At 35.5% G+C, this 6,727-nt stretch carries 5 protein-coding genes; 3 read left to right on the plus strand and 2 right to left on the minus strand.

The annotated features are described in order from the left end of the window. Positions 1 to 405: 405 nt before the first annotated feature. A complete protein-coding gene (locus EGV92_RS13655) occupies positions 406 to 2,586 on the plus strand; it encodes a TonB-dependent receptor (protein ID WP_131669867.1) in 2,181 nt (726 codons plus the stop codon). Positions 2,587 to 2,636: 50 nt separating this feature from the next. Beyond that, complete coding sequence (gene dapA, locus EGV92_RS13660) at positions 2,637 to 3,542, plus strand: 4-hydroxy-tetrahydrodipicolinate synthase (protein ID WP_131669868.1); 906 nt, start codon at positions 2,637 to 2,639, stop codon at positions 3,540 to 3,542. 137 nt (positions 3,543 to 3,679) lie between these two features. Here dapA and EGV92_RS13665 read toward each other — a convergent pair whose 3' ends face one another. Together EGV92_RS13665 and EGV92_RS14385 are read right to left on the minus strand one after the other, a co-directional pair. Further along, positions 3,680 to 4,231 carry a GNAT family N-acetyltransferase gene (locus EGV92_RS13665; RefSeq protein WP_131669869.1) on the minus strand — a complete coding sequence of 184 codons (552 nt, stop codon included), beginning with the start codon at positions 4,229 to 4,231 and terminating at the stop codon, positions 3,680 to 3,682. 1,433 nt (positions 4,232 to 5,664) lie between these two features. Next, positions 5,665 to 5,931, minus strand: a complete 267-nt coding sequence (locus EGV92_RS14385) for an IS630 transposase-related protein (protein WP_131669870.1) — start codon at positions 5,929 to 5,931, stop codon at positions 5,665 to 5,667. A gap of 437 nt (positions 5,932 to 6,368) precedes the next feature. Between EGV92_RS14385 and EGV92_RS13675 the strand changes: the two genes are divergently transcribed. Beyond that, the coding region (locus EGV92_RS13675) for a ParB N-terminal domain-containing protein (protein WP_131669871.1) at positions 6,369 to 6,727 on the plus strand (359 nt) is incomplete at its 3' end.

Consider the following 6,727-nt stretch of genomic DNA (forward strand, 5'->3'; position numbering starts at 1 on the left):
AGTAACTAGTTTAAGCGCTATAGTATAAGAGCTGTGACGAGGAGTATGAAAATAACTTAGCATAGAATTGTAACCTTACAGCGCCCAAGCACACAAAAATTATTTAAAAATTTAATTTAAAATCAAGTGTTTATTAAAATAAAAATTGAACCCATATAAATTTTACTACTATTTTCAAATATTTGACTTAAGTATATTTTTGCTCTGAACTAGAATACTGCCTACTTACTCTTTTAGTTGATAATGATTATTATTTAATGTATTCTTGAAAATTATAATCTCCGTTAACATATCCACTGAAATATTTAATTCGAGCTTATTAAAATAATAAAATATGGATCATTAATAAGTATTAACTTCAACTTATATTAATGCATTCAAATCTTATAAATTTAAGGATATATCATGAAGCCTACCCAACTATTCCTTTGTATGTCTGCTTTTTATATGCCTGCACTATTGCATGCAGAGGTTCAAAAAACTGTAATATTCCCAGTTTCAGAGCCAGTATCTAGTTCTATTCCAAAGGCAACTCTTGATCCTATTACTGTCACAACTCCGCCAATATCGAGCCTTAATCAAACTCCCCCAGCTTTCGTAGGAGGTGATGTGGGTAGTGGTTCAGATTTAGGTATATTGGGTAATCAAGATTATATGTCCTCTACTTTTAACCAATCAAGCTTTACGGAACAAAAAATAGAAAAAAACCAAGATAAGTCTGTTGGCGACACGTTATTAGCTGATGCTTCTGTGACTAGTACACATTCTAAATACGGAATCATGGACACTATGAATATTCGTGGTTTTGCTACCTCGGAAAATAATTTTGGTGAGTATGCTTTAAATGGTATGTATGGTGTTTCTCCAAACTTAAAAGTTTTGAATGACTATGTTGAGCGTATTGAAGTTTTAAAAGGGCCAGCTGCTTTTGCCTATGGCATATCACCCGACGGGTCTGTTGGTGGTGTGATCAATGTCGTTCCCAAACGAGCAAAGCATGATCCTACTCGAACGCTTACTTTAAAATATGGACAAAAATCTGAATTAGGTATCCATGCAGATATTGGTCAGCGATTTGGTACTAATAAAGAGTTTGGTGCTCGAGTAAATCTTAGTCATAGTGACGGTAAAACGTTTATTGATAATCAGAAACGTAAGGCAACAATTGGCGCACTTGCACTTGATTATGAAGGAGAAAATCTACGTAGCTCCATTGACATCATAAGTCAGAATGAGGATTATGAGGCACCTCAACGTATTATTTATGTTTATCCTGGCTTTGACATACCAAAAGCCCCGAATGGCACTTCAAATGTTCAGATGCCATGGGAATTTTACGATGTAAAAGATTCGGCTTGGAATGCCAAAGCTGAATACGATATAAACTCTAACCTTACAGTATTTGGTGGGATTGGCGGCTCAAAAATGGATGTTGATCGAATTTTTTCAACACCTTTATTGACAGACGGAGATGGAAGTTTAGATGTTTATTCTGGCTATGGTTTATTTAATACGGATCGAAAGGCAGCCGAAGCGGGAATGAGAGCAAATTTTGACACTAATAATATAAATCATCAAGCAGTTATCCAGGCAAACTATCTAGATCAAATACTTGATATATCATTAAAAAATTCAGCTAAAGCTGTTTCCAATCTCCATAAGCCAGTAGATAGACCTAACCCCAACCTCTCCGCGCCAACTGAAGTATCAAGGCGTTCAGATCTTACATTCAAAAGTATTGGATTTTCAGACACAATCGGCTTCAATAATGATAGATTGAAAATCTTACTTGGTGGACGGTATCAGCAAATTGACATTTCTAATATGAACAAAGGCAAAATAAATGAATTCAAACAGAATGCTTTTAGTCCTGTTGCAGGTGTTAATTATTCAGTTAATAGTAATATCTCAGTCTTTACTAACTACGCTGAGGGCTTAAGTCCAGGCGACACAGCGCCAGATACAGCAGAAAATGCGGGTGAGACTTTAGAGCCATATATAAGTAAGCAATATGAGTTAGGTGCAAAAATAGACTTTGGTAATATTGGTGGTTCAGCAAGTCTCTTCCAAATTAAAAAGCCATTTGGTGTAATTGAAGAAAAATCTGGGAGGCAATACTTTGTTGAAGGTGGGGAGCAAACTAACAAAGGTATAGAAGCCTCTGTATTTGGTAAAGTAAATGATGATTTAAGTTTATTGGGTAGCGTTGCCTTTATTGACGCAAAGCTATCTCAAACTCAAAATCCTGTTGCAAAAGGTAATCAAGCGATCGGTACACCCAAGACTACGTTAAGTTTTGGTGCAGACTGGAACGTACCTTATATAGAAGGGCTTAGCGTGGGGGGGACTTACACTCACACAGGCAGTGCTTATGTAAATCAGGAAAATACACAATCTATTCCCGCATGGAACAAACTTGATCTTCGCGCCAGTTATAAAGATAAGCTATCAAGTATTCCAGTCACATATAGTCTTAATGTGAACAATGTAACTGATGAAGAGTACTGGTCTGGTGTAGCTAGCTACCGTACCTTATCTTATGGTGAACCTAGGAATATTATGTTAGCAGTAAAAGCAGAGTTTTAAATTATAGGCTAATACTACAGTAAAATAAACTCCAAGGTGAGTTATATATTATGTCCATAGATCAAAAAAAAATTCAAGAGATTTTAAAAGGGTCAATGGTAGCAATGGTAACACCCATGTTACCAAACGGTGATATTGATTATCCTAATCTAGCTGATATGATAGATTGGCAGATAGAACAAGGATCTCATTGTATAGTGGCCGCAGGAACTACAGGCGAGTCTGCAACCTTGTCAATACAAGAGCATAGTGAGTTAATTCGTTTTTTTGTCGCACAAGTTGCAGGACGTGTACCCTTAATTGCTGGTACTGGAGCTAACAACACAAAAGAAGCGATTCAATTAACTCAACATGCTAAAGATGCAGGAGCCGACTTCGTCTTATTAGTAGCTCCTTATTATAATAAACCTCCTCAAGAAGGTTTATATCAACATTACCGACTAATCGCTTCTTCCATAGATATACCACAGATATTGTATAATGTACCAGGCCGTACAGCGGTTGATATAGATCAAGAAACTGTTGAACGCCTAGCGAACATTGAGAATATTGTTGCTATAAAGGATGCTACAGGTTCTATTGAGCGCGGTAAAAAACTTATTGAACTTGTAGGAGACCGCTTAGTTGTATTGTCAGGAGATGACGCCACTGCTTTAACATTAACTCAATATGGCTGTAGAGGCAATATTTCAGTTACTGCAAACATTGCTCCAAAGGCTATGAGCTTGGCTTTCGCTGCGGCACTTGAGCAAGATATGGAAACTGCAAGAAAATATCATGAAGTTGTTGCTCCCTTGCATCAAGATTTATTTATAGAAACGAGTCCAATTCCAGTTAAATATGCCTTACACAAGATGGGTAGAATTAAAAAAGGTATTAGATTACCTTTAGTCTGGTTAGATCAAAAGTACAACCAAAAGCTGGATGAGGCTTTAACCAAATCGGGGCTGGTATAGTTTAGGGTTTCCAAAATGCTATGTTATATACAAAACTCTACTCTGATATTAAGCATCAAGGTAGGGTTTGTTGGCTTTAACATCATACTATTCTACTAAGTTAATCCTAATAGTTTAGATTTCTACTAATCATTAAATTATTGTAGTCGCATAGGAGCTATAGAAATACTTTTCAGATAATCGATTGATTGGTACATAAATGACCCATCGATCTCAACGTTATCAACTTTTGCGTATCCAGGCAATACACCCCATTCTATGAAACCCATATGCTTCCATATTTCTTCCGCTGAAGTACCCTTCCTAGCGTCTAGCAATAGCTTGACGGCCCCATGTTCCTCACAATATTGAGTTATATAAAACAAAGCCCTTCGGAAGATTTTTTTACCCCGATAAGCTGGGTGGGCAATAACTTTAGAAGCATTTGCTATATGTTGTGCGTTTGGTTCATTCTTTAAAGATATTAATACATGAAATATAATCTCATCATTATTTCGAGCAACTAAAAACCCATGAGTTGTACTGTTAATATAGAGATTAATATTACTAATATATATTTTCTCTTGGTTTCTTGTAAGCTTTTCATGAAAACCAACAGTTTTTTCATTTTGAGCCACATGGTTAGCCAAAAATAGTAATTGTTGCTGATCTCTATCTGAAAGAGTTTTTTCTACCCAATAGAAATTCATAATTTCACCTATATTTATTGAAAGTGTACTCTATATATAATAAAAAACTCACAACTAGTTTAAAAGCTTAGAATAAAGAGCTTGGATTCAATATACTTTTCGAAGACACTTGTTTAAATTATCGTCGTTTCCCACGGTTACACTTTTTCATTTTAATATGGATGAGTTCAAGAGTGAAATGTAATAGCACTTATCTTATATCCTATCTTGATTTCTAAGCATTATTGAGGTCTACCAAGATTCTTGGGATTAAGCCTATTGGGCTGAGTCTCATTTGCCATACTACCAAAAAAATAACCCATACCACCTCCTGATTTGCTATTGGTTAGGCTGGACTGTCATAAGGAAAAAGTTAGGAAAATAGCTGGTGTTTCAGAAAGTACGCTATAGAAATAGTTGGTTAAAGAGCAAGTTGATATTTTCATATTTTCATTATTGGAATAATGAGTCTCCGACGTTGAGTTTACTAAAAGCTGTACTTAATTAGGTTAAAAGTAAAAGAGTAAGATTAACGGACAAGCTTCCGTTCCAATGTTATTATCTATCTTCAGGTAGTATCAGTGGGCATATTTGTCTCAAAGAACCACAAATTTTTTAAGGTGTTACTAAAGTATTTAGATAGCGCTATTTTCACTGTAATCCCTATCAAGGTAAACTACGTTTGAGAAATCAAAAGAATGGTGGAATAGGCCAATAATTCAAAGCATTATTGGCAACTGACCGCTTATCTCATGTGGAGGCTGTATCACTTAAGCGAGGCCTATTTATGGAAGTAAGGATGGAAAGGGTAAGTGCTTCAACATGATTATTCTTATGCCCAGTATAAAGCTTTTAGCCATAAGAATAATCACGTTGAATAGGGGCTAAGCCCTACGCACCTAAGTCCAAGATAATTGACCAAGCTTCATTTCGTTCGCTTGGTTAATTATTTCGCCCTTACTTTTAGACCAGGGTCTACAAGTACTGAAGTTCGTGGACGTAGGTAAACGATTAGTGGCCTCACCAAATCTATTTTTTAACCTTCCAAACCAGATATTATTTTTTAGGTTAACGACGCAAATTAAATTACAGTCATCATCATAAGTTTTCTAATTCGCCATGGCTTTTTAAAGCTGGTCACTCAAGCATTGCTTCTCTCTTGCACTCGGGCAAAGTAGTGCTTTGCTATATTCTCTCCCATACCCATCATAATGACATATTTTCGATTGAGCTTTGGCATCAAGGTATGCTTAAACTAGTTGTAAACTATCTTCCAATTGGCGTTTATTTCAAATTAGTCAACGGCAAACAAAGTCTTATGATATAGAGTGCCAATGACATTGGTTTTACTTTTTTGATGCCAGTTTCTCAAAGCTAATTTTATCCATACAAATGACTGGGTAACCTTGACGTTCATAATGCTTAAGCTTTAATTGATACTTTAATCGTTTAAGTCAGCTAGCTTTAGAATGTCCAAGGCTTTCTTTACGGGTATAACTAAGCCTTTTCATGGCACGCTCTACACCAAATTTACTGTAATCAAGTCGAGCAGCTCTTTTATAGTAGTAAGCATCAGGATTGTCAATAATATCTTGTTTAGAAGCACCGTCTGCTATTTTACGAGGGGATCTATTAGCCGGTTTAACACTAATACCTCTCTTCCAACTGACTATCGTTGTTGGACTAATAACATATAACTTAGCTGCCTTATGGATTCTCAACTCTTACTCGATAGATTTCAATATGACTGGTTAAGTCATAATCTTGAATAGATAGTTAATAGTTTGGGTAAGTCGTACCACTTTTCAGATGAATCAACTATATACTTTTATCGGTTGTAATAAAGAGGTCTTTAGTTTATATTAATAGTAATGATAATTGTTATCATATACATTTGGCTTAAGTCATTGAGCTAATGAGTTGCTTATCTCCTATATCATTTGATTCTAGTTAAAGAACTTTAAAATGAGTACAAAGTAGACGTGCGCAAATTATAAAAATATATGCTCACCGAATCTGACACTGTAATCGTTTACTAGTTTCCCGCCTATAGTTATGATTTTTGTGTTGCTTACAGAGGTTTTTATTAAGTAAGTCATGTGGGTTGTGTAACAACACCATTGGCTAAAGGTACGAATACTATTCTTTTGGAGTTGTCATGTTAGTTGAGTTAGTTCCAATAGATTTGATTTCAGCTACTGAAGAAATTGACATTGTGCATCAGCAGGAACTTTGCAAAATAATCAAGTCTTCTGGATTTTGGATACATCCAATCATCATTCATGACGAGCAACTATTTGTTATGGATGGACATCATAGACTTGCATCAGCTAAGCAACTTAATCTAAGCCTAATACCAGCGGTAAAACTCAATTATCGTGAAGTTGAAGTTAGTAGTTGGCGTGAAGATTATGTAATCAATGAACAAGTTATTTTTAAAATGTATAACCAAAAAAAATTATTTCCCCATAAAACTACAAAACATATTTTTCCTACTCCCTTACCTGAGTGTTTATA

The organism is Psychrobacter pygoscelis (assembly GCF_004335015.1).
GTDB classification, from domain to species: domain Bacteria; phylum Pseudomonadota; class Gammaproteobacteria; order Pseudomonadales; family Moraxellaceae; genus Psychrobacter; species Psychrobacter pygoscelis.

What these genes read in the sequence shown, in the direction of transcription:
- EGV92_RS13655 (WP_131669867.1), top strand. Translation starts at nt 406, where the DNA reads ATGAAGCCTACCCAACTATTCCTTTGTATGTCTGCTTTTTATATGCCT.
- dapA (WP_131669868.1), top strand. Translation starts at nt 2,637, where the DNA reads ATGTCCATAGATCAAAAAAAAATTCAAGAGATTTTAAAAGGGTCAATG.
- EGV92_RS13665 (WP_131669869.1), bottom strand. Translation starts at nt 4,231, where the DNA reads ATGAATTTCTATTGGGTAGAAAAAACTCTTTCAGATAGAGATCAGCAA.